18 protein-coding genes are annotated in these 19,216 nt (G+C 69.7%); 17 read left to right on the plus strand and 1 reads right to left on the minus strand.

What is annotated here, in order from left to right; all coding sequences use genetic code 11:
- Nucleotides 1-184: 184 nt before the first annotated feature.
- Nucleotides 185-931 (minus strand): B-4DMT family transporter, encoded by a 747-nt coding sequence (locus tag ACFU5V_RS11375; protein WP_378699208.1) that lies wholly within the window; start codon nt 929-931, stop codon nt 185-187.
- A 136-nt stretch (nt 932-1,067) separates the two neighbouring features.
- On the opposite strand from ACFU5V_RS11375, the gene ACFU5V_RS11380 reads away from it, so the two are divergent.
- The 17 genes from ACFU5V_RS11380 (at nt 1,068) to ACFU5V_RS11460 (ending at nt 19,158) form a co-directional block, all read left to right on the plus strand.
- Nucleotides 1,068-2,171 (plus strand): aminopeptidase P family protein, encoded by a 1,104-nt coding sequence (locus tag ACFU5V_RS11380; protein ID WP_378699210.1) that lies wholly within the window; start codon nt 1,068-1,070, stop codon nt 2,169-2,171.
- Nucleotides 2,172-2,205: 34 nt separating this feature from the next.
- Entirely contained in the window at nt 2,206-2,769 is a 564-nt protein-coding gene (efp, locus tag ACFU5V_RS11385; protein ID WP_378430693.1) for an elongation factor P, read from the plus strand.
- Nucleotides 2,770-3,279, plus strand: a complete 510-nt coding sequence (nusB, locus tag ACFU5V_RS11390; protein WP_378430694.1) for a transcription antitermination factor NusB — start codon at nt 2,770-2,772, stop codon at nt 3,277-3,279.
- A gap of 140 nt (nt 3,280-3,419) precedes the next feature.
- Nucleotides 3,420-4,049: a bifunctional pyr operon transcriptional regulator/uracil phosphoribosyltransferase PyrR gene (gene pyrR / locus ACFU5V_RS11395; RefSeq protein WP_015890604.1), complete on the plus strand. Its 630-nt coding sequence runs from the start codon at nt 3,420-3,422 to the stop codon at nt 4,047-4,049.
- Nucleotides 4,050-4,994, plus strand: a complete 945-nt coding sequence (locus ACFU5V_RS11400; RefSeq protein ID WP_378699212.1) for an aspartate carbamoyltransferase catalytic subunit — start codon at nt 4,050-4,052, stop codon at nt 4,992-4,994. It abuts the gene before it with no gap.
- Entirely contained in the window at nt 4,991-6,334 is a 1,344-nt protein-coding gene (locus ACFU5V_RS11405) for a dihydroorotase (protein ID WP_378430696.1), read from the plus strand. Before ACFU5V_RS11400 ends, ACFU5V_RS11405 begins: the two co-directional genes overlap by 4 nt.
- Nucleotides 6,331-6,897, plus strand: a complete 567-nt coding sequence (locus ACFU5V_RS11410; RefSeq protein WP_378699214.1) for a transporter — start codon at nt 6,331-6,333, stop codon at nt 6,895-6,897. The genes ACFU5V_RS11405 and ACFU5V_RS11410 overlap by 4 nt, the downstream gene beginning before the upstream one ends.
- On the plus strand, nt 6,894-8,054 hold the full coding sequence (gene carA, locus ACFU5V_RS11415) for a glutamine-hydrolyzing carbamoyl-phosphate synthase small subunit (protein WP_378430698.1): 1,161 nt from the start codon (nt 6,894-6,896) through the stop codon (nt 8,052-8,054). Before ACFU5V_RS11410 ends, carA begins: the two co-directional genes overlap by 4 nt.
- Entirely contained in the window at nt 8,054-11,422 is a 3,369-nt protein-coding gene (gene carB, locus ACFU5V_RS11420; protein WP_378430699.1) for a carbamoyl-phosphate synthase large subunit, read from the plus strand. The genes carA and carB overlap by 1 nt, the downstream gene beginning before the upstream one ends.
- 29 nt (nt 11,423-11,451) lie before the next feature.
- A complete protein-coding gene (gene pyrF, locus ACFU5V_RS11425; RefSeq protein ID WP_378430712.1) occupies nt 11,452-12,261 on the plus strand; it encodes an orotidine-5'-phosphate decarboxylase in 810 nt (269 codons plus the stop codon).
- A gap of 126 nt (nt 12,262-12,387) precedes the next feature.
- Nucleotides 12,388-12,708, plus strand: coding sequence for an integration host factor, actinobacterial type (gene mihF, locus ACFU5V_RS11430; RefSeq protein ID WP_005262298.1), 321 nt, complete (start codon nt 12,388-12,390; stop codon nt 12,706-12,708).
- Nucleotides 12,709-12,716: 8 nt separating this feature from the next.
- Nucleotides 12,717-13,340, plus strand: coding sequence for a guanylate kinase (gene gmk, locus ACFU5V_RS11435; protein ID WP_378699216.1), 624 nt, complete (start codon nt 12,717-12,719; stop codon nt 13,338-13,340).
- 41 nt (nt 13,341-13,381) lie between these two features.
- The gene (gene rpoZ, locus ACFU5V_RS11440; RefSeq protein WP_005241734.1) at nt 13,382-13,687 is read left to right on the plus strand and encodes a DNA-directed RNA polymerase subunit omega; all 306 of its coding nucleotides are present in this window, start codon (nt 13,382-13,384) and stop codon (nt 13,685-13,687) included.
- A gap of 14 nt (nt 13,688-13,701) precedes the next feature.
- Entirely contained in the window at nt 13,702-15,003 is a 1,302-nt protein-coding gene (coaBC, locus tag ACFU5V_RS11445) for a bifunctional phosphopantothenoylcysteine decarboxylase/phosphopantothenate--cysteine ligase CoaBC (RefSeq protein ID WP_378430701.1), read from the plus strand.
- Nucleotides 15,004-15,135: 132 nt separating this feature from the next.
- Nucleotides 15,136-16,350, plus strand: a complete 1,215-nt coding sequence (metK, locus tag ACFU5V_RS11450) for a methionine adenosyltransferase (protein ID WP_120659112.1) — start codon at nt 15,136-15,138, stop codon at nt 16,348-16,350.
- A 46-nt stretch (nt 16,351-16,396) separates the two neighbouring features.
- The gene (locus ACFU5V_RS11455; RefSeq protein WP_378699219.1) at nt 16,397-18,415 is read left to right on the plus strand and encodes a primosomal protein N'; all 2,019 of its coding nucleotides are present in this window, start codon (nt 16,397-16,399) and stop codon (nt 18,413-18,415) included.
- An 86-nt stretch (nt 18,416-18,501) separates the two neighbouring features.
- Entirely contained in the window at nt 18,502-19,158 is a 657-nt protein-coding gene (locus ACFU5V_RS11460) for a PadR family transcriptional regulator (RefSeq protein WP_378430713.1), read from the plus strand.
- The last annotated feature ends 58 nt before the right edge of the window (nt 19,159-19,216 follow it).

Consider the following 19,216-nt stretch of genomic DNA (forward strand, 5'->3'; position numbering starts at 1 on the left):
ACTCTCTCTCTTCCCCCCCCCCCCTCCCCCCGTTCCCCCCCGCACACCACCCCGCCCCCCCTCTTCCCCCCCCCCTCTCACCACAACGAAAAGAACGAGACCCTGGGGGTGAGGTCGCTCCCCCCCCCCCCCCCGCGTCGTCGGTCGGTGTGTCGTCCGTCGGGTGTGGGAGAGCCGGGAGCGGCTACTCGCCGCGGCGCTGGTCGTCCGCGGTCCGCTTCCCGAGGTCGACCGGGTCCTGCCAGGTGGTGTCCCCGCCCTGCGGCTGATCGAGGTCCGAGGGGTCCTCGCGGTAGTTGTGCACCGGTTCGAACACGGCCGTGTCGGCATCGGAACCGGCGTACCCGGTGTCCGGGGTCTGCTCGTACGCCTGGCCGGGGTAGTTCTGGCCGTACCCGTCGTCGTCTGCCACGGCTGCGGCTGCGGTTCCCCCCGCTGCGGCTCCTGCCGCCACTCCGGCGCCGTGCGCCGCCGTCCGGCGTTCGCCGCGGCCCTTCTCCGTCTTCCTGGAGTCCCGGCCGACGAAGAACCGGCCGAGGAACACGGCGAGCATGGCAGGAACGAAGATCAGCAGGACTGTGAACGCCGCCCCGGACGTGATCTCGAAGAAGAACGAGTTCTGGGTGACGTTGAGGTTCGGCACCAGGTTGGCCAGCCAGCTCCCCACGCCCGCGACGACTCCGCCGAGCAGGGCCGCCTTCAGCCACAGCATCGTCAGGTCGGCGCCGTCCTCCGGGTCCGGGTTCCGGCGGCGGTCCCGGATACCGTCGATGCCGGCCCAGATCAGTGCCACGAACACCACGATCAGCAGTGCGAGCCATCTCAGAGCGGAACCCTGAAGCGGCCACTGTGTGATCGACACACCGAGGATCACACGAACGAAAACATGTATCAGGGCCATGCCGAGGCCGCGTACCACCCACGCATTCATGGGCACAGCGTAACGAGCGGGTTTCCGCCCGTGTGGCCTAACCCACACGGGGACGGTCTGAAACCTGTTCTCGCCTGTGGTCGGGTGCCGTCGATCCGCGCCCGCGCGGCGGCGGATTCCCGGTACGTTTGACGACATGCCTGCTGATCATGGTTCGCGGCGCGCGGCGCTGCGCGCGGCCCTCGCCGCCCGGGATCTCGACGCACTTCTGGTGACGAATCTGGTGAACATCCGGTATCTCACCGGGTTCACCGGCTCCAATGCCGCGCTGCTCGTGCACGCGTCCGACGCCGAGGGCGCCGAGGAGCGCACCGTCATCTGCACCGACGGCCGCTACCTCACACAGGTCGGAGAACAGGTTCCCGATCTGCGGGCCGAGATCGCCCGCGCCAGCGCAGCCCACCTGATCGAATCCGTGGGTCGGCGGAACCCGTCGTCGCTGGCGTTCGAGAGTCACGTCGTCACGGTGGACGAGTTCGCCGCCTGGTCGGTGCTCGCGCCGGACGCGCGGCTCGACCCGGTTCCGGGTCTCGTCGAGGAACTACGGATGGTGAAGGACGACTTCGAGGTCGGGCTGCTGCGCGCGGCGTGCGCGGCCGCCGACTCCGCGCTCGCCGAGTTGATCGAGCGCGGTGGTCTCCGCCCCGGGCGCACCGAGAAGGAGGTGGGCCGGGAACTGGAGGCGCTGATGCTCGCGCACGGCGCCGACGGCATCTCGTTCGAGACCATCGTCGCGGCGGGCGCCCACTCGGCGATCCCGCACCACCGCCCGACCGAGGCGGTGCTCGGCAGCGGCGACTTCGTGAAGCTGGACTTCGGGGCGGAGATCGGCGGCTACCACTCGGACATGACCAGAACGTACGTCCTGGGGCAGGTCGCCGACTGGCAACGCGACGTATATGCGCTGGTCGCGCGGTCGCAGGAGGCAGGCCGGGACGCGCTGCGCCCGGGAGTCGAGGTGTCCGCGGTGGACGCCGCCGCCCGCCGGGTCATCGAGGACGCCGGCTACGGGGAGCTGTTCCTGCACGGGCTCGGACACGGCGTCGGCCTGGAGATCCACGAAGCTCCGGGAATCGGCAAGCTGGGCACCGGTACACTTCTGGACGGTGCGGCGGTGACCGTCGAGCCGGGCGTGTACTTCTCCGGGCGCGGAGGCGTGCGGATCGAGGACACGCTCGTGGTTCGTGAGCAGGGACCGGAGCTGCTCACACTCACCACCAAAGACCTGACTGTCGTGTAGACGGTTTCGACCTTATCGAGGAGACGCGAAGCAAGTGGCTTCAACCAGTGATTTCAAGAACGGCCTGGTCCTGCAGATCGAAGGCCAGCTGTGGACGATTACCGAGTTCCAGCACGTGAAGCCCGGCAAGGGTCCCGCGTTCGTGCGCACCAAGTTGAAGAACGTGCTCTCGGGCAAGGTCGTCGACAAGACGTTCAACGCCGGCGTCAAGGTGGACACGGCCACGGTCGACCGCCGTGACATGACCTACCTCTACCACGACGGCACCGACTACATCTTCATGGACGGCGCCACGTACGACCAGATCTCGATCAGCGAGGCCACCGTCGGCGACGGCGCCCGCTTCCTGCTCGAGAACATGTCCGTGCAGGTCGCGACGCACGAGGACGTTCCGCTGTTCGTCGAACTGCCCGTCACCGTCGAACTGGTGGTCAAGCACACCGATCCCGGTCTGCAGGGCGACCGCTCCACCGGCGGCACCAAGCCCGCCACCCTCGAGACCGGCGCAGAGATCAACGTTCCGCTGTTCATCAACACCGGTGACAAGCTGAAGGTCGACTCCCGCGACGGCAACTACCTCGGGCGTGTGAATTCCTGAGTGTCCGGTTCGCATAAGAAACTCGGCGCACGGCACAAGGCCCGCAAGCGCGCCGTCGATTTCCTCTTCGAGGCCGAGGCGCGAGATCTCGATCCGGTCGATCTCGCGAACGAGCGCGCGGAATTGTCCGGCAAGGACGATTCCGTGGCACCGGTCGCCCCGTACACCGTCACCGTGGTGACGGGTGTCGCGGAGAACCTGGACCGCCTCGACGAGGTGATCTCGTCCCACCTGCAGGACTGGACGCTCGAGCGGCTGCCCGCCGTCGACCGCGCCATCCTGCGCATCGCCGTGTGGGAGCTGTTCCACGCCACCGACGTGCCTCCGGTCGTGGCCGTGGACGAGGCGGTGGAGCTCGCCAAGCAGCTGTCCACCGACGAGTCGCCGGGTTTCGTCAACGGCATCCTCGGCCAGGTCGTGCTGGTGGCCCCGCAGGTGCGGTCGGCTGCGGCCGCGACGTCGCGGCGTGCCGAGACCGCCGGCGGCGAGTCGAACGACGCCCGCTCGTAAGTTCGTGTCCCGCTGCGGGCCCGTGTCGGCGGGTCCGCAGGTCAGGGGTCCGGGCCTGGCGCAGTCGACGCGCTGATAAGCTGTCCGCGTCAGGCATCCTTTAACGATCCGTCCAGTGAGGCGGAGAAGGAGGTCGTTGTATGCGCGTGCCCGAAGGGTCTCGCCCCGCCGGGGAACCGGCGGATTCAACACCAGAAGAGTCCCCGTCCGTCGAACCCGCACGGGAGCTGCTGTCCGCAGCCGATGTGGGACGGACCATTGCGCGAATCGCGCACCAGATCATCGAGAAGACCGCGATCGACGCCGCCGACGGTGAGGCGCCGCGTGTCGTTCTGATCGGCATCCCGACCCGGGGCACGACGCTGGCCGCGCGGCTCGCCGGGAAGGTCGAAGAATTCTCCGGGGTGCGTCCACCGGTCGGCTCCCTCGACATCACCCTGTACCGCGACGATCTGCGCACCAAACCGCACCGCCCCCTCGAACGGACCTCGGTGCCCGAGGGCGGCGTCGACAACACCCTGGTCGTCCTCGTCGACGACGTGCTGTTCTCCGGCCGCACCGTCCGCTCGGCGCTCGACGCCCTCCGCGACCTCGGGCGGCCCCGGGCCGTCCAGCTGGCCGTCCTCGTCGACCGCGGGCACCGCGAACTGCCGCTGCGCGCCGACTACGTGGGCAAGAACGTGCCCACCGCCCGCACCGAGGACGTCAAGGTGCTCCTGAGCGAACACGACGGCCGCGACGCGGTCATGATCTCCGGGGGGAAGAGCTAAGTGAAGCACCTGTTGTCGATCGCGGACCTGACACGGGAATCGGCCGTCGAACTTCTCGACGAGGCCGAACGCTTCGAACAGGCCCTCCTCGGACGTGAGGTGCGCAAGCTCCCGACGCTGCGCGGCCGGACCGTGATGACCGTGTTCTTCGAGAACTCGACCCGCACCCGGGTGTCGTTCGAGGTCGCAGGCAAGTGGATGAGCGCGGACGTCATCAACGTCAGCGCCTCCAGCTCGTCGGTGTCGAAGGGCGAGTCGCTGCGGGACACGGCGATGACGCTGCGCGCCGCCGGCGCCGACGCCCTGATCGTGCGGCACCCCGCGTCGGGTGCGGCCCACCAGATCGCGAACTGGACCGGACGTCAGGACGACGGCGGACCCGCGGTGATCAACGCCGGCGACGGCACGCACGAACACCCCACCCAGGCGCTGCTCGACGCGCTCACGCTGCGGCAACGCCTCGGCGACATCGACGGCAAGCGCATCGCCATCGTCGGCGACATCCTGCACAGCCGGGTCGCGCGGTCCAACGCGCTGCTGCTGTCGATGCTCGGCGCCGAGGTCGTCCTCGTCGCGCCGCCCACGCTGCTCCCGGTCGGTGTGTCGTCGTGGCCGGTGTCGGTGGCGCATTCCCTCGACGCGGAACTGCCCGGTCTCGACGCCGTCCTCATGCTGCGGGTGCAGGCGGAACGGATGAACGGCGGGTTCTTCCCGTCCCAGCGGGAGTACTCGATCAATTACGGCCTGTCGGAGAAGCGGCTCGCGCTGCTTCCCGAGCACGCGGTGGTGCTGCACCCCGGTCCGATGCTCCGCGGCATGGAAATCGCCTCGGCGGTGGCCGATTCGACGAGAACCGCCGTGCTGCAGCAGGTGACCAACGGTGTGCACATGCGGATGGCGGTGCTGTTCCGGCTGCTGGTCGGATCGGAGGAAGTAGCGGGATGAGTGACAGTGCAGTGACAGGAGAGACAGTGCTCATCAAGAACGTGTTGCTGTACGGCGAAGGCGAGCCCACCGACGTTCTGCTCGGTGACGGCGTCATCGCCGCGATCGGTGCGGACGCGGGCACGGACGCCGCGCCGGACGCCGAGGTGATCGACGCGGCGGGGCAGATCCTGCTCCCCGGTTTCGTCGACCTGCACACCCACCTGCGGGAACCGGGCAGGGAGGACACCGAGACCATCGATTCCGGTTCCGCCGCCGCCGCGCTCGGCGGGTACACCGCGGTCTTCGCGATGGCCAACACCAGCCCGGTCGCCGACTCGGTGGTCGTCACCGACCACGTGTGGCGCCGCGGCCAGGAAGTCGGGCTCGTCGACGTGCACCCCGTCGGAGCGGTCACCGTCGGGCTCGAGGGCAAGCAACTCGCCGAGATGGCCACGATGGCGTCCGGGACCGGCCGGGTGCGGATGTTCTCGGACGACGGCCATTGCGTCTACGACCCGCTGATCATGCGCCGGGCCCTCGAGTACTCGAGTTCGCTCGGCGTGCTCATCGCGCAGCACGCGGAGGAGCCGCGACTGACGGTCGGAGCGATCGCGCACGAAGGGCCCACCGCCGCCCGGCTCGGGCTGGCGGGCTGGCCGCGCGCCGCCGAGGAGTCGATCGTCGCCCGCGACGCACTGCTCGCCCGCGATGCCGGGGCGCGCGTGCACATCTGCCACGCCTCCACCGCGGGCACCGTCGAACTGATGAAGTGGGCACGCGGACAAGGTATTTCGATCACAGCCGAGGTCACCCCGCACCACCTGCTGCTCGACGATTCCCGGCTCGAGACGTACGACGCCGTCAACAAGGTGAACCCGCCCCTGCGGGAGGCGAGCGACGTCGCCGCGCTCCGGGCCGGACTCGCCGAGGGGACCATCGACTGCGTCGCCACCGACCACGCGCCGCACGCCGAGCAGGACAAGTGCTGCGAGTTCGCGGCCGCCCGCCCCGGAATGCTGGGGCTCGAGACGGCGCTGTCGATCGTCGCGCAGACGATGGTCCGCACGGGGCTGCTCGACTGGCGCGGCGTTGCCCGGGTGATGAGTGAGCGCCCGGCCGAGATCGTCGGACTCGACGACCAGGGGCGTCCGATCGCGGTCGGCGAACCCGCCAACCTCGTGCTGATCGATCCGGACGCCGAATGGACCGTCCACGGCCCCGATCTGGCCAGTGTCGCCCACAACACGCCGTACGAGTCGATGACGCTCCCGGCGCGGGTGACCACGACGATCCTGCGTGGCCGGATCACCGCCAGCGACGGCCGGGCCCGCGTGCCGGCACGGAACGGCAGGGGATGACGGTGGAGAGAATTCTGTGGATCGTCGGCCTCGTCGCGTTCTGGGTGCTGGCCATCTTCCTCATGTACGTCGGCTGGCGGGGGCGTGCCCGTCGGCAGGCCGACCGGGTCGGGCAGCTTCCCGCCGTGCCCGCGCACCTGGGCGAGCAGACGATCGCGCCGGTCTCCGGCCTGTACGTGGGCAGCACCCTCGCCCCCAGCTGGCAGGACCGTATCGCGGTCGGCGACCTCGGCTTCCGGGCGACGGGCGAGATCTCCCGCTACGACACCGGGATCCTGCTCGAACGGGACGGGGCGTCGGCGATCTGGATTCCGCGGGACGCGGTCCGCGCGGTGCGCACCGAACGCGGCCTGGCGGGCAAGGTCATGAGCAAGGACGGCGTCCTGGTGATCCGGTGGGAGCTGCCGACCGGCACCGAGATCGACACCGGTTTCCGCAGCGACGACAAGTCCGTGTACCCCGCCTGGGTGGGCACAGGGAAACCGGACGGCAAGACAGACAGTGAAGATTCAGCGAATGCGGCGAGCTCTGGTGAGGTCGAGCAGAACGGAGAGAACGCATGAGCGGCTACGACACCGACTCTGCAGTACTGGTCCTCGAGGACGGACGGGTATTCCGGGGCACCACTTTCGGCGCCGTCGGCCAGACACTCGGTGAGGCCGTCTTCAGCACCGGCATGACCGGGTACCAGGAGACGCTCACCGACCCCAGCTACCACCGCCAGATCGTCGTGGCCACCGCGCCGCAGATCGGCAACACCGGATGGAACGACGAGGACGACGAGTCCGTCGGGCCCACCGGCAGCAGCGCGGAGGCGAAGATCTGGGTCGCCGGGTACGTCGTCCGCGACCCCGCCCGCCGCACCTCCAGCTGGCGCGCCACCGGATCCCTGCAGGACGAGCTCGTCAAGCAGGGAGTCGTCGGGATCGCCGGCATCGACACCCGGGCCCTGGTCCGCCACCTGCGCACGCGCGGTTCCATGCGCGCCGGCGTCTTTTCCGGCGACGCCCTCGCCGACACCGACGTGCTGCTCGAGCGGGTGAAGGGCCAGCCGTCGATGCTCGGCGCGGACCTCGCCGGCGAGGTCAGCACCACCAGCGGCTACGTCGTCGAGCCGACCGGGGGAGAGGCGCGCTTCACGGTCGCGGCCATCGACCTCGGCATCAAGACCAACACCCCGCGCATGTTCGCCGAGCGCGGCATCCGGGTGCACGTGCTCCCGTCCGACGCCACGCTCGCGCAGATCCTGGACCTGAAGGCCGACGGCGTCTTCCTCTCCAACGGTCCCGGCGACCCGGCGACCGCCGACGGCGCCGTGCACCTGACGAAGGAAGTCATCGGGCAGGGCCTGCCCCTGTTCGGCATCTGCTTCGGCAACCAGATTCTCGGGCGCGCACTCGGTCTCGGCACGTACAAGATGAAATTCGGTCACCGGGGCATCAACATCCCGGTCGTCGAACACGAGACGGGACGCATCGCGATCACCGCGCAGAACCACGGGTTCGCGCTGGAGGGGGAGGCCGGACAGGAGTTCGACACCCCGTTCGGCAAGGCCGTCGTCAGCCACACCTGCGCCAACGACGGCGCCGTCGAGGGGGTCCGCCTGCTCGACGGATCCGCCTTCTCGGTGCAGTACCACCCCGAGGCCGCGGCGGGCCCGCACGACGCCGCGTACCTGTTCGACCGCTTCACCAGCCTGCTCGAGGGAGTCAAGAACTAATGCCACGCCGTACCGATCTCTCCCACATCCTGGTGATCGGCTCCGGGCCGATCGTCATCGGCCAGGCCTGTGAGTTCGACTATTCCGGAACCCAGGCCTGCCGGGTGCTGCGCGAGGAGGGCCTGCGGGTCAGCCTCGTCAACTCCAACCCGGCCACGATCATGACCGACCCCGAATTCGCCGACGCCACGTACGTGGAGCCGATCACCGCCGAGTTCGTCGAGAAGGTCATCGCCCTCGAGGCCGAGAAGGGGCACCCCATCGACGCCGTCCTCGCGACGCTCGGCGGCCAGACCGCCCTCAACACCGCGGTGGCGCTGCACGAGCAGGGCATCCTCGAGAAGTACGACGTCGAACTGATCGGCGCCGACTTCGACGCCATCCAGCGCGGCGAGGACCGGCAGAAGTTCAAGGACATCGTCGCCAAGGTCGGCGGCGAGTCCGCGCGCTCCCGCGTCTGCTACACCATGGACGAGGTCCGGGACACCGTCGCCGAACTCGGTTTCCCCGTCGTCGTGCGGCCGTCGTTCACGATGGGCGGACTCGGCTCCGGAATGGCCTACGACGACGAGGACCTCACGCGGATCGCCGGCGGCGGCCTCGCCGCGTCACCCACCGCCAACGTGCTGATCGAGGAGTCGATCCTCGGGTGGAAGGAATACGAGCTCGAGCTGATGCGCGACGGCCGCGACAACGTGGTGATCGTGTGCTCGATCGAGAACGTCGACCCGGTCGGGGTGCACACCGGTGACTCGATCACCGTCGCCCCCGCGATGACGCTCACCGACCGCGAGTACCAGGCGATGCGCGATCTCTCGATCGACATCCTCCGCGAGGTCGGCGTCGACACCGGCGGCTGCAACATCCAGTTCGCGATGGACCCTGCCGACGGGCGGCTCGTCGTCATCGAGATGAACCCGCGCGTGTCCCGGTCCAGCGCGCTCGCGTCCAAGGCGACCGGCTTCCCGATCGCGAAGATCGCCGCGAAGCTCGCCATCGGATACACCCTGGACGAGATCGTCAACGACATCACCAAGGAAACGCCGGCGTGCTTCGAGCCGACCCTCGACTACGTCGTGGTCAAGGCGCCCCGGTTCGCGTTCGAGAAGTTCCCGGGCGCCGACGACACCCTTACCACCACGATGAAGTCGGTCGGTGAGGCCATGTCGATCGGCCGCAACTTCACCGAGGCGTTCGGCAAGGTGCTGCGCTCCCTCGAGACCAAGCGGGCGGGGTACTGGACGGGTCCCGACGTGGAGGCCGCCGACCTGGACAGCCTCCTCGCGGAACTGAGCGTTCCCCGCGACGGACGCGTGTACGGCCTGGAGAAGGCGTTCGCGCTCGGCGCCACCGTCGAGCAGCTGTTCGACGCCACGAAGATCGACCCGTGGTTCCTCGACCAGATCCTGCAGATCCACGAACTCGGCGACGCGCTGCGCGAGGCGCCCGAGGTGACCGAGCGGGTCCTGCGCCGCGCCAAGCACCACGGCCTGTCGGACCGGCAGATCGCGGCCCTGCGCCCCGAGATCGGTGGCGAGGACGCGGTCCGCGCGCTGCGTGAGCAGTGGGACGTCCACCCCGTCTACAAGACGGTCGACACCTGCGCCGCCGAGTTCGAGGCGAAGACGCCCTACCACTACTCCAGTTACGAACTGGACCCGGCGGCCGAGTCCGAGGTGGCCCCGCAGACCGAGCGTCCGAAGGTCCTGATCCTCGGTTCCGGACCGAACCGCATCGGTCAGGGCATCGAGTTCGACTACTCCTGCGTCCACGCCGCCCTGACGCTGTCGGAGGCCGGCTACGAGACCGTGATGGTCAACTGCAACCCGGAGACCGTCTCCACCGACTACGACACGGCCGACCGGCTGTACTTCGAGCCGCTGACGTTCGAGGACGTGCTCGAGGTGTACCGGGCGGAGTCGATCTCGGGCACCGTTGCCGGTGTGATCGTGCAGCTCGGCGGTCAGACCCCGCTGGGTCTGGCGAAGCGGCTGAAGGCGGCGGGGGTGCCGATCGTCGGCACCAGCCCCGAGGCCATCGACCTCGCCGAGGATCGCGGCGAATTCGGGAAGGTGCTGGTCGATGCCGGTCTGCCCGCCCCCAAGTTCGGCACCGCCACCACGTTCGCCGGGGCCCGCGACATCGCCGCCGGCATCGGGTACCCGGTGCTGGTGCGGCCGTCGTACGTCCTCGGCGGCCGCGGCATGGAGATCGTGTACGACGAGGCGTCCCTCGAAAGCTACATCTCCCGCGCCACCGAAATCTCCGACGATCGGCCGGTGCTCGTCGACCGCTTCCTGGAAGACGCCATCGAGATCGACGTCGACGCCCTCTGCGACGGCACCGAGGTGTACCTCGGCGGCGTGATGGAGCACATCGAGGAGGCCGGTATCCACTCGGGCGACTCGGCCTGCGCGCTGCCGCCGATCACCCTCGGCCGCGCCGACCTCGAGAACGTGCGCCGCTCCACGGAGGCGCTCGCCAAGGGCATCGGCGTGAAGGGCCTGCTCAACGTCCAGTACGCCCTCAAGGACGACATCCTGTACGTCCTCGAGGCCAACCCCCGCGCCAGCCGCACCGTGCCGTTCGTGTCGAAGGCGACGGCCGTGCAGCTCGCCAAGGCGTGCGCCCGCGTCATGCTCGGCGAGTCCATCGCCGAGCTGCGCACGAGCGGCGTGCTCCCGGCCACCGGCGACGGCGGCTGGACCCCGGCGGACGCGCCCGTCGCCGTCAAGGAGGCGGTGCTGCCGTTCAACCGGTTCCGCCGCGCCGACGGCACCGGGGTCGACACTCTGCTGAGCCCGGAGATGAAGTCGACCGGCGAGGTCATGGGCATCGACGCCGACTTCGGCACCGCGTTCGCGAAGAGCCAGACGGCCGCGTACGGTTCGCTGCCCACCTCGGGCTCGGTGTTCGTCTCGGTCGCCAACAAGGACAAGCGGTCGCTGATCTTCCCGGTGAAGCGGCTCGCGGACCTGGGCTTCCGGATCCTGGCCACGGAGGGCACCGCGGCGGTCCTCCGCCGCAACGGGATCACCTGCCAGGAGGTGCACAAGCATTCCGGCGAGAAGCTGGAGGCGGGGGAGCGCACCATCGTGGAGACGATCCGCGACGGCGAGGTCGACATGGTGATCAACACCCCGTACGGCAACTCCGGACCGCGTGTCGACGGCTACGAGATCCGCAGCGCGGCCGTCGCGATGAACATCCCGTGCGTCACCACCGTGCAGGGCGCGTCCGCCGCGGTGCAGGGCATCGAGGCCGCGATCCGCGGCGATATCGGCGTCCAGTCGCTTCAGGCGCTGCACGAGCGACTGCGGTCGCCCGCCGTCGTCGTCGCCCCGGCGACCGGATCCGTCTCGTCGTGAGCGGACACCATCACCACCACCACTCCTGGGTGCATCGGCTGACGTCGGCGGTCGAGCACCGGGGGCGGTTGTGTGTCGGCATCGACCCGCATCCGGGGCTGCTCGAGGCGTGGGGGCTGCCCGTCTCCGCCGAGGGGCTGGAGACGTTCGCGGAGATCTGCGTGGAGGCCTTCGTCGGTGAGGTAGCCGTCGTGAAGCCTCAGGTGGCGTTCTTCGAAGCGTACGGCTCCGCCGGGTACGCGGTGCTCGAACGCACGATTTCGGTCCTCAGAGAGGCAGGGACGCTCGTCGTCGCCGACGCCAAGCGCGGGGACATCGGGTCGACGATGGCGGCGTACGCGCAGTCCTGGCTGGGCGCGGAGTCCGCTCTGTCGTCCGATGCCGTGACGGTGTCGCCGTACCTGGGATTCGGTGCCCTGGATCCGGCGCTGTCGCTGGCCGCGGAGCAGGGTCGTGGGCTCTTCGTGCTGGCCCGGACGTCCAATCCCGAGGGCGGCGATCTGCAGGCGGCGGGAACGGCCTCGGGGGTGTCGGTGGCGCAGTCCGTGGTGGACGCGGCGGTCCGGCACAACGACGCGCAACCGGGTCTGGTGGGTCTGGTGGTGGGCGCGACACGCGGACACGGCCTGGATTTGTCGAATTTTTCCGGGCCGATTCTCGCGCCCGGTCTCGGCGCCCAGGGTGCGACTCCCGGTGATCTCGCCGACATTTTCCCCGATTCGCGAAAACTGTTGTTGCCGAACAGTTCTCGGGGTGTTCTCCGGGCCGGACCGTCGGCGGCGGCACTGCGTGAGGCGGCCGTGAAGGTGCGTGACGAGATCGAGTCCGCACTCTCATAGCCCACCTGAATCCGGCTCTGACCTCGGGGGGTGGGTTCGCAATCGGCGCCGGGCGTGAGTACGGTCGCTATCGCTGCTGGTTATCCAGTGGTTTGGACTATTTGCCAACGACGAGACGGAGGAACCGTGGCCCTTCCCCAGTTGACTGATGAGCAGCGCGCTGCTGCTTTGGAGAAGGCAGCTGCTGCCCGCAAGGCCAGGGCTGAGCTCAAGGAGCGCCTGAAGCGTGGTGGCACCGACCTCAAGCAGGTTCTCAAGGACGCCGAGGACGACGAGATCCTGGGCAAGATGAAGGTGTCGGCACTGCTCGAGGCGCTGCCCAAGGTGGGCAAGGTCAAGGCGCAGGAGATCATGACCGAGCTGGAGATCGCTCCGACCCGTCGCCTCCGTGGCCTCGGCGATCGGCAGCGGAAGGCCCTGCTCGCCAGGTTCGACTTCGAGGCCTGAGCACGACAGTGGTAGCTGACGCACAAGTGTCAGAGCGCAAGACCGCAGTGCGGAGGGGTCGGCTGGTAGTACTGGCCGGCCCCTCGGCCGTCGGTAAGTCCAGCGTGGTGCGACTCCTGCGTGAGCGGATGCCGGAGCTCGTCTTCAGCGTGTCCGCGACGACGCGCGATCCACGCCCGGGCGAGGTGGACGGAAAGGACTACCGGTTCACCTCTCGTGACGAGTTCCAGCGGATGATCGATTCCGGTGAGCTGCTCGAATGGGCCGAGATCCACGGCGGACTCCAGCTGTCGGGAACCCCGGCCGCGCCCGTCCGCGCGGCCATCGAACAGGGCAGGCCGGTGCTGGTCGAGGTCGATCTCGCCGGTGCGCGGGCCGTCCGCGCCGCGATGCCCGAGGCTCTGCTGGTCTTCATGGCGCCCCCGAGCTGGGACGTGCTGGTCGAGCGGTTGACCGGCCGGGGCACCGAATCCGCGGAGGTCGTGGAGCGGCGTCTCGCGACCGCCCGGGTCGAGCTGGAGGCCCAGGACGAGTTCGACGTGGTCGTCGTGAACGAGGATGTCAGCCGAACGTGCGACGAGTTGGTATCCTTGTTGGTTGGACGACCGGAACAGACCGACTCGACCCACTAGATCTCACATCAACTAGCCAGAACAATTTCAGGAGATACCGAGTGAGCAGCACCCCCGCAGTAGCGTCCGCAACACCCAGCCACGGCGCCCTGCCGGCTTACGACACCCCGCTCGGCATCACCAACCCTCCGATCGACGAGCTTCTCGCCCGCACGTCGTCGAAGTACGCGCTGGTGATCTACGCGGCCAAGCGTGCGCGTCAGATCAACGACTACTACAACCAGCTCGGCGACGGCATCCTCGAGTACGTCGGCCCCCTCGTGGAGCCGGGCCTGCAGGAGAAGCCGCTGTCGATCGCGCTGCGTGAGATCCACTCCGATCTTCTCGAGCACACCGAAGGCGAGTGAGCGGAGGATCTGCGGTGCCTGACCAGGCAGCGGGCCCGGGTTCCGGGCGCGGGACGGATTCACCGGAACCGGTGCCCTCGGGGGTGCGCAAGCGGATCGTCGTCGGTGTCGGCGGCGGCATCGCGGCCTACAAGAGCTGCGCCGTCATCCGGGCCTTCACCGAGGCCGGACACCACGTTCGGGTCATCCCGACCGAGTCCGCGCTCGAGTTCGTGGGCAAGGCGACATTCGAGGCGCTGTCGGGCAACCCCGTGCACACGGGTGTGTTCACGGACGTCCCGCAGGTTCCGCACGTGCGTCTCGGGCAGGAAGCGGATCTCGTCGTCATCGCCCCCGCCACCGCCGACCTCATGGCGCGGGCCGTGGCGGGACGCGCGGACGACCTCCTCACCGCGACGCTGCTCACCGCACGATGTCCCGTCGTGTTCGCGCCCGCGATGCACACGGAGATGTGGGAGCACCCGGCCACCGTCGCCAACGTCGCCACGCTGCGCGCCCGCGGCGTGACCGTCATCGAACCCGCATCCGGCCGCCTCACCGGCAAGGACACCGGCGCCGGCCGGCTGCCCGAACCCGACGAGATCGTCGGATTGGCGTCGTTGCTGGTCGAGCGTCCCGACGCGCTGCCCCGCGACCTGGAGGGCCGCCGGCTCCTCGTGTCCGCGGGCGGCACCCGGGAACCACTCGACCCGGTGCGGTTCCTCGGGAACCGCAGTTCGGGCAAGCAGGGTTACGCCATCGCCCGGCTCGCCGTGCAGCGCGGGGCCGAGGTCACCCTCGTCTCCGGGTACACCGCCGGCCTCGCCGACCCGGCCGCCGTCGACGTGGTGCACGTGCGGACCGCGGAAGACATGCGGGTCGCCGTCGCCAAGCACGCGCCCGGGTTCGACGCGGTGATCATGGCCGCGGCCGTCGCGGACTTCCGGCCGACGACGACGGTGGCCAGCAAGATCAAGAAGGGTGCGGGTGAACCCGACTCGATCGCACTGACCAAGAACGAGGACATCCTCGCCGGCCTCGTCCAGTCCCGGAGGGACGGCGAGATCCCGTCGACGACCGTGATCGTCGGATTCGCGGCCGAGACCGGCGACGCGGACGGCGACGTCCTCACGTACGCACGGGCCAAGCTCGCGCGTAAGGGCTGCGATCTCCTCGTCGTCAACGCGGTCGGTGAGGGCAAGGCGTTCGAAGTCGACCATAACGACGGGTGGCTGCTCGGAGCCGACGGTTCCGAGTCCGCGCTCGAGCACGGATCGAAGGCGTTGATGGCGAGCCGGGTGCTCGACGCCGTCGACCAGCTCTTCCGGGCACTCTGACGAAACGTTCGGGAGGGTTTCGGTGATTCTAAGGGTGTCACTCCCGCCGGGGTGGCGTTAGGGTCGTTCGTTGTATTACGCAGCTAAGCTGTTTTCACGTGCTGTTCAGGACAACTGTCGAGAGGGAATTCTGTGAGCCAGTCCGGTAGTCGGCTATTCACCAGTGAGTCTGTGACCGAGGGGCACCCGGACAAGATCTGTGATGCGATCAGCGACTCCATCCTCGACGCGCTCCTCACCGACGACCCCCGTGCCCGTGTCGCCGTCGAGACCCTGGTGACCACCGGACAGGTCCACGTCGCCGGTGAGGTGACGACCACCGCCTACGCCGACATCCCCAAGATCGTGCGCGACACCGTCCTCGAGATCGGCTACGACTCCTCCGCGAAGGGCTTCGACGGCAACTCCTGCGGCGTCAACGTGGCGATCGGGGCGCAGTCCCCGGAGATCGCCCAGGGCGTCGACCACTCGCACGAGGTCCGCACCGGCGAACTGAGCGACGACGAGATCGACCGTCAGGGCGCGGGCGACCAGGGCCTGATGTTCGGGTTCGCCACCACCGACACCCCGGAACTGATGCCCCTGCCGATCGCGCTGGCGCACCGGCTGTCGCGCCGACTCACCGAGGTCCGCAAGTCGGGGGTCCTCCCGTACCTGCGCCCGGACGGCAAGACCCAGGTCACCATCGAATACGACGGTGACAAGGCGGTGCGCCTCGACACCGTGGTCATCTCGACGCAGCACGCCGCCGACATCGACCTCGACAACCTGCTCACCCCCGACTTGCGGGAGAAGGTGCTCGGTTCGGTTCTCGCCGAGATCGACATGCCCGAACTCGACGTCTCGAACATCCGGCTGCTCGTCAACCCGACCGGCAAGTTCGTGCTCGGCGGCCCGATGGGCGACGCCGGATTGACCGGTCGCAAGATCATCGTCGACACGTACGGCGGCATGGCCCGCCACGGTGGCGGCGCGTTCTCCGGCAAGGACCCGTCGAAGGTCGACCGGTCGGCGGCCTACGCGATGCGCTGGGTGGCCAAGAACGCGGTCGCGGCGGGGCTCGCGGACCGCATCGAGGTCCAGGTGGCGTACGCGATCGGCAAGGCCGCACCGGTGGGTCTGTTCGTCGAGACGTTCGGGACCGAGAAGACGGATCCGGCGCGGATCCAGCAGGCCATCACCGAAACGTTCGACCTGCGTCCGGGTGCGATCATCCGCGACCTCGACCTGCTGCGCCCGATCTACGCGCAGACCGCGGCGTACGGCCACTTCGGTCGCACCGACATCGACCTCCCGTGGGAGAGCATCGACCGGGCGGAGAAGCTGCGGGCAGCCGCAGGCCTCTGATCGGTAGTCACGGCGCGGCGGGCGCCGCCGCGGTAGGAGCCGCCGCGTGAGCGCGGAAAAGGTTGCGGCAGAGGTCCACCCGGTTGCCCGGGTGCTGCCGCTCCTTCCGCTCGCGCACCTCGACCGCGAGTTCGACTATCTCGTGCCGAAGGACCTCGACGAGCAGGCGCAGCCCGGGGTCCGGGTCCGCATCCGGTTCGCCGGGCGCCTCGTCGACGGATTCGTCGTAGCCCGCACCGCGACGAGCGACCATCAGGGCCGTTTCGGCTGGCTCGAACGGGTGATCTCACCGGAGCGGGTGCTGACCGAGGAGATCACCCGGGTGGTCGACCTCGTCGCCGGCCGGTACGCCGGAACCCGCGCGGACGTCCTGCGGCTCGCGATTCCGCCGAGGCATGCGCGGGCGGAGTCCGAGGCCGCGTCCGAACCGCCCGAGATGTCCGGCACCGCCATCCCCACCGGCGCGTGGGACCGGTACGTCCACGGCGCCGCGTTCCTGACGGCGCTGTCGGAGGGGCGCGCCCCCCGTGCGGTGTGGCAGGCACTCCCCGGCGAGGACTGGCCGGCACGTCTCGCGGAACTGTCCGGGCTCGTCGCCGCCACCGGGGCGAGCACGGTGGTCGTGGTCCCCGACCAGCGCGACCTCGACCGGGTCGTCGCGGCGGTGGAGACGCTGCTGGGCAAGGACGCCGTCGTCGGGCTGGCCGCCGGCCTCGGGCCCGCCCTGCGCTACCGGCGGTGGCTGGCGGCGTTGCGGGGGACCGCCCGGGTCGTCGTCGGGACCCGGAGTTCGGTGTTCGCGCCGACACCGCGTACCGGACTGATCGTGGTGTGGGACGACGGGGACGACAACCATTCCGAACCGCGCGCACCGTACCCGCATGCCCGCGAGGTGGCGCTGCTCCGCGCGTATGCCGGTGGGTGCGCCGTGGTGCTGGCCGGGCACGCGCGCACCGCCGAGGCCCAGGCCCTCGTCGATTCGGGATGGTCGCACGACCTCGTGGCGTCCCGGGACTCCGTGCGGGCGGCTGCCCCGAAGATCACCGCACTCGCGGACAGCGACCACGCCCTGGCCCGGGACCCCGGAGCGCGGGCCGCCCGGTTGCCCGCCATCGCGTTCGCCGCCGCCCGGGAGGCGCTCGGCGCCGGCCGGGGAGTGCTGGTCCAGGTCCCCCGGCGCGGCTACGTCCCCAGCCTCGCGTGCGGCAAGTGCCGGGCGCCCGCCCGCTGCCGCCGGTGCAACGGACCGCTCGCCCTGCCGTCCGCGGCCGGTCCGGACGGGGCGGGAACACCCGCGTGCCGGTGGTGCGGCGTCGCCGACGCCGCACATCGCTGCCACGCGTGCGGAGCGCGGGCGCTGCGCGCGGTCGTGGTCGGCGCCGGACGCACCGCCGAGGAACTGGGCCGCGCCTTCCCCGGTGTCGCTGTCCGGATGTCCGGAGGGTCGGACGTCGTCGACGAAGTGAAGCAGGGCGCCACCCTCGTGGTGTCGACCGTCGGGGCCGAACCCGTGATGCCGGGCGGCTACGGCGCGGCATTGCTGCTCGACGGCTGGGCACTGCTGGGCCGCCCCGATCTGCGTGCCGCCGAGGAGACGCTGCGGAGGTGGATGACGGCGTCGTCGCTCGTGCGCCCGTTCGCCGACGGCGGTCAGGTGGTCGTGGTCGCCGATTCGGGTATTCCGACAGTGCAGGCGCTGGTCCGCTGGGATCCGGTCGGTCACGCGCGTGCGCAGTACGAGGAGCGGGCCGAGGTCGGATTTCCGCCGGCCATCCATCTCGCGGCGATCGACGGCAGCGCGAAGGCGATCGCCGACCTCCTGGACCTCGCCGACCTGCCGGCGAACGCGGAATTGCTCGGCCCGGTCGAGTTGCCCGCGGGGGAGCGGCTGCCGTTCTCCGGTGACGCGCCGGAGCCGGCGGAGGTGGAGCGCATGCTGATCCGGGTGCCCCGCGGGGAGGGGAAACCGCTGGCCAAGGCGCTGGGAGAGGCGCAGTCGGTGCGCAGTGCGCGGAAGGACTCGCAGCCCGCGCGGGTACAGATCGACCCCATCCGCATCGGGTAGTTGACGACCGTCACAGAAATGGGTCTTGCCGGCCTGCAATTGCCGATATATCGTTGATGCATCAGCGATACAGAAGGAGGCTGATGATGGAAGACTTCCATTTCGAACACAGAGGTTCCCGACGGGAACGATTCGGACGCGAACGGATGGCACGGCCCGACGGGCCGCACCGTCACGGACACCGCCGAGGCGGCTTCGGTCCCGAGGGCGGTCCGGGCTTCGGGCCCGGAATGCACTTCGGCCGCGGACGCGGACGAGGCGGGCGGGGTCGGCGCGGCGATGTCCGCTCCGCGATCCTGCTGCTGCTCACCGAGCGGCCGATGCACGGCTACGAGCTGATCCAGCAGATCGTCGAGCGCAGCGACGGGGTGTGGAGGCCCAGCCCCGGGTCGATCTATCCCGCGCTGTCGCAGCTCGAGGACGAGGGTCTGGTGCTCATCGAAAAGGTGGCGGGCCGCAAGACCGCGCGCCTCACGGACGAGGGCACGGCCTTCGTCGAAGCGAACAAGACCGAACTCGGCACCCCGTGGGACGACGTGCGGGAGAGCGTCGGCAGGCCGGCCGAGGACCTGCGGGGCCTGATCGGGCTGCTGATGGGCGCAGCCGGGCAGGTCGCCGCGGTCGGCGACGACGACCAGGTCCGGCGGGCAGGCGAGATTCTCACCGACGCGCGGCGCTCGTTGTATCGCCTTCTCGCAGAAGATGATCAGAGCGACGCGGGCAAGGACGACACCGACTCGTAGGGCGCCGCACCCCGCCGCGGACCCGCCGGCTCGACGCGACAGCGCGTGCACATTCTGG

Source organism: Rhodococcus sp. NPDC057529 (genome assembly GCF_042802055.1).
GTDB lineage: Bacteria > Actinomycetota > Actinomycetes > Mycobacteriales > Mycobacteriaceae > Rhodococcus_F.

Coding starts and splice junctions, on each gene's coding strand:
- ACFU5V_RS11375 (WP_378699208.1), bottom strand. CDS start 931: ATGAATGCGTGGGTGGTACGCGGCCTCGGCATGGCCCTGATACATGTT.
- ACFU5V_RS11380 (WP_378699210.1), top strand. CDS start 1,068: ATGCCTGCTGATCATGGTTCGCGGCGCGCGGCGCTGCGCGCGGCCCTC.
- pyrR (WP_015890604.1), top strand. CDS start 3,420: ATGCGCGTGCCCGAAGGGTCTCGCCCCGCCGGGGAACCGGCGGATTCA.
- ACFU5V_RS11405 (WP_378430696.1), top strand. CDS start 4,991: ATGAGTGACAGTGCAGTGACAGGAGAGACAGTGCTCATCAAGAACGTG.
- ACFU5V_RS11410 (WP_378699214.1), top strand. CDS start 6,331: ATGACGGTGGAGAGAATTCTGTGGATCGTCGGCCTCGTCGCGTTCTGG.
- carA (WP_378430698.1), top strand. CDS start 6,894: ATGAGCGGCTACGACACCGACTCTGCAGTACTGGTCCTCGAGGACGGA.
- carB (WP_378430699.1), top strand. CDS start 8,054: ATGCCACGCCGTACCGATCTCTCCCACATCCTGGTGATCGGCTCCGGG.
- ACFU5V_RS11460 (WP_378430713.1), top strand. CDS start 18,502: ATGGAAGACTTCCATTTCGAACACAGAGGTTCCCGACGGGAACGATTC.